The following is a 3,692-nucleotide window of genomic DNA, read 5'->3' on the forward strand; positions in this document are numbered from 1 at the left end:
TCCATACGGATCCGCCGCCGCATTCCGCATCAAGCGCCCACACTTATCGGCTGTTAGTTTTTAAAGATCGATCCGCCCAACCCGCAGCGCCTGAACTACCACCACCCGGCACCGCTTCGTTTGCGTCGCTGCGTCTGCAGCAGAGAAACGAGATTATGGAGACTCTTTCTCGTCTCGTCAATACTCGATTTCGCTTTTGCTTAAAAAAAGTTGTGACTCACTTCCGGGCCGCGCTCACCACTGCCTCAACAGGAACAGCGTCGGCCATGGCCGCGTAGCCCGCGTCGCTCGGATGGATGTGATCGCCGCTATCGAAAGCGCGCTGCAGACGCTCCGGCTGCGCTCTGTCGCGCAACGCCGCGTCGAAATCGACGACGCCATCGAAAGCGCGACTAGTCCGGATCCACTGATTAACCGCGAGTCGGATGTTTTCCCGCTCCTGCGGCAGCGACGCCGGCGTCAGCGTCGCGCCGAACACCTTGACACCGTTGCGCCGCGCGGCCGCGATCACTCGCTGGTAACCGGCGATCAGATCGGCAGCCGTGACCGACGTATGAGGAAAATCGCAGTCGAGCCCGCCATGAGGCGGCATTGCCGCAAAGTTAATGTCGTTGATGCCAATCAGCACAACCGCCGCCTTGACGCCCGGACGTTGCAAAACATCGCGCTCAAAGCGGCTCGCAAGCGCGTCGCCATAACAAGGTGAGTCGCTGAGAAGCCGGTTGCCGCTGATGCCGAGATTCACGATCGCGGTCGACTGCGCGCCGCTCGCCGCCAGTCGCCGAGCCAGCGCATCCGGCCAGCGACGGTTCTGGTTCAGGCTGGAGCGCATGCCGTCGGTGATCGAGTCGCCGATCGCAGCCACAGCAACTGACGGTGCCGCCGCCTCCACCGACAAGCCCGTGACCCACACATATTGGGTGAAGCGGCCGCGAAATGCGGCGGCGGACGTGTCGGCGGTGTGATTGCCCGGCCCCGACACATAATTCACCTGATTCGACACACGGTGCCACGCGACGATCCGCTGCTCCGGTCCCATAAACGCACTGATCGCATACGGCGCGCCCTCGACGACGTCGATCCCAATCGGATCGCTGTCCAGCTCGCCGCCGGGCGGAACGCTGACCGCGCCCTTGCCAGCAAACGTCACTCGACTGCCATCCCTCGCTACCGCCGCCGCGCCGCCGGCCGAGCGCGCGATGCGCAGTTCGTCGATGACCAGAGGTGTCTTGCCATACGCATTGCTCAGATGAATTCGCGCCGTCTTTCCCGACAAAGTCGGATACACGATTTGCCGGACGGTGCGCCCGGCGACTTCCGGCGCGCGATACAGCGGTGGCAGGTCGGCCCGCTGTGGAAGCGGTTGCAGCGCGGTCGCCCACACGGCGACCCAATGCTCGGGCGCTTCGGCAGCGAACGCGTTCGAGGAAACGACAAACGGAGCAAATTGGGCAAGCAGCGCCGCGCCGCATGCGGCAGCCAGGGTGCGAATGGTCATTCGGACGATCAGTTCGAGACGAAACGCGCATTGTGCCCGAACGACGCGGCAATCGCGGGTGCCCGGCGGCTGTGCCCGTTTGGACTCATGCCGTTTGCTGACTCATGATCTTCAGAGCGACGGCTTCGGCGACTTCGATTCCGTCGATCGCCGCCGAGTAGATCCCGCCCGCATATCCCGCACCTTCGCCGGCGGGATACAGCCCTTTGATGTTGACGCTCTGGTAGTCGTCCCCGCGACGAACGCGTACCGGCGACGACGTTCGCGTTTCAACGCCGGTCAGCACCGCGTCATGCATCGCGAAACCGGCGATTTTCTTTTCCATCTGCGGCAGCGCCTCGCGAATCGCCTCGATCGCGTAGTCGGGCAGTGCGGTGCTGAGATCGGTTGGCCGCACGCCGGGCTTATACGACGGCACGACGGAGCCGAGCGACGTGGACGGACGCCCGGCGATGAAGTCGCCGACCAACTGCCCCGGCGCCATATAGTTGCCGCCACCAAGTTCGAACGCCCGCTCCTCCCACTTGCGCTGAAACGCGATGCCCGCAAGCGGGCCGCCCGGGTAGTCGTCTGGCGTAATGCCGACCACGATGCCCGCATTCGCGTTGCGCTCCGCGCGCGAGTACTGGCTCATGCCGTTCGTGACGACCCGCCCCGGCTCCGACGTGGCCGCCACCACGGTGCCGCCGGGACACATGCAAAAGCTATACACCGCGCGCCCATTGCTGCAGTGGTGCACCACCTTATAGTCGGCTGCACCGAGCTGTTTGTGACCGGCAAATTTGCCGAAACGGCTGCGATCGATCACCCCTTGCGGATGCTCGATACGGAAACCGAGCGAAAACGGCTTCGCCTCGACGTGAACGCCGCGGTCGTACAGCATCTGGAAGGTGTCGCGTGCGCTATGGCCGACCGCCAGCACCACGTGGTCGCAGCGCAGCGTCCCGCCGGTCGACAGCTTCAGCCCGCGCACCTGGCCGTTGTCGATGTCGATGTCCTCGACACGCGTCTCGAAGCGCACTTCGCCGCCCAGCTCATGGATGCTCGCACGCATCTTCTCGACCATGCTGACGAGGCGAAACGTGCCGATATGCGGCCGGCTCAGGTACAGGATGTCCTCGGGCGCACCGGCCCGCACGAATTCGTCGAGCACTTTGCGGCCGTAATGTTTCGGGTCCTTTATCTGGCTGTAGAGCTTGCCGTCCGAAAAAGTGCCCGCGCCACCTTCGCCGAACTGCACGTTCGACTCGGGATTCAGCACCGATTTGCGCCACAGGCCAAACGTGTCCTTGGTGCGCTCGCGCACGGCCTTGCCGCGCTCGAGGATGATCGGCCGGAAGCCCATCTGCGCGAGGATCAGTCCGGCGAAAAGACCACACGGTCCCATGCCGATCACGACCGGACGCGGCGTGCTCAGTTGGGCGGGCGCTTTGGCGACGAACTTGTAGCTCATGTCGGGGGTCACGCCGCAATGCGGCACGTCGGCGAGCCGTTTCAGCGCGGCCGCTTCATCCTCGACCTCGACATCGACGATGTAGGTGAGCTTGATGTCGGCGCGCTTGCGCGCGTCGTGCGCGCGGCGAAACACGGTGTATCGGATGAGCCCGTCCCGCGCCACGCCGAGGTCCGCGAGGCGCGCACGGATGGCGGCTTCGAGGGCGCTTTCGGGATGATCGAGCGGGAGTTTGATTTCGCTTAGACGTAACATGAGTACCGGAGATGCAAGTGGGCCGCAGATCGCGGCCAATTCGCAATTTTACCGGTAAGTGTCGGGGTGGGGTGACGTGCTTCGACACCCCTAAATGACGCTATCAAGCCCAATCCCCGTCCTCGAAAAAATTTATTAACCGACCGGTCGGTTGGTTTATACTACGCCGACACAGACCACTCCTCCAGAGAGCGTCCCCCATGTACACCCAATCCCTCGATATCCCCGGCCACGTCGCCCCACTGGACGCGGACGCGAATTCGCCCGAACAGGCGCGCTTCGACGCGGTGATGGCCGCCGACGGCAAGATCGAGCCACAGGACTGGATGCCCGACGCGTACCGCAAGACGCTGGTGCGGCAGATCTCGCAGCACGCGCACTCGGAGATCGTCGGCATGCTGCCCGAGGGCAACTGGATCACCCGCGCGCCGAGCCTCAAGCGCAAGGCGATCCTGATCGCCAAGGTGCAGGACGAGGCCGGCCACG

General features: G+C 64.0%; 3 protein-coding genes. 1 reads left to right on the top strand and 2 read right to left on the bottom strand.

The features are described 5' to 3' along the window. Nucleotides 1–217: 217 nt before the first annotated feature. Together AB3X86_RS37840 and AB3X86_RS37845 are read right to left on the bottom strand one after the other, a co-directional pair. Entirely contained in the window at nucleotides 218–1,498 is a 1,281-nt protein-coding gene (locus AB3X86_RS37840; RefSeq protein ID WP_368599856.1) for an SGNH/GDSL hydrolase family protein, read from the bottom strand. An 85-nt stretch (nucleotides 1,499–1,583) separates the two neighbouring features. Further along, complete coding sequence (locus AB3X86_RS37845) at nucleotides 1,584–3,206, bottom strand: NAD(P)/FAD-dependent oxidoreductase (protein WP_368599857.1); 1,623 nt, start codon at nucleotides 3,204–3,206, stop codon at nucleotides 1,584–1,586. 200 nt (nucleotides 3,207–3,406) lie between these two features. On the opposite strand from AB3X86_RS37845, the gene AB3X86_RS37850 reads away from it, so the two are divergent. Then, nucleotides 3,407–3,692, top strand: a 286-nt coding sequence (locus AB3X86_RS37850) for a Phenylacetic acid catabolic protein (RefSeq protein WP_368599858.1), incomplete at its 3' end; no start/stop codon positions are given.

Source organism: Paraburkholderia sp. BR14374, from assembly GCF_040948685.1.
GTDB classification, from domain to species: Bacteria; Pseudomonadota; Gammaproteobacteria; order Burkholderiales; family Burkholderiaceae; genus Paraburkholderia; species Paraburkholderia youngii.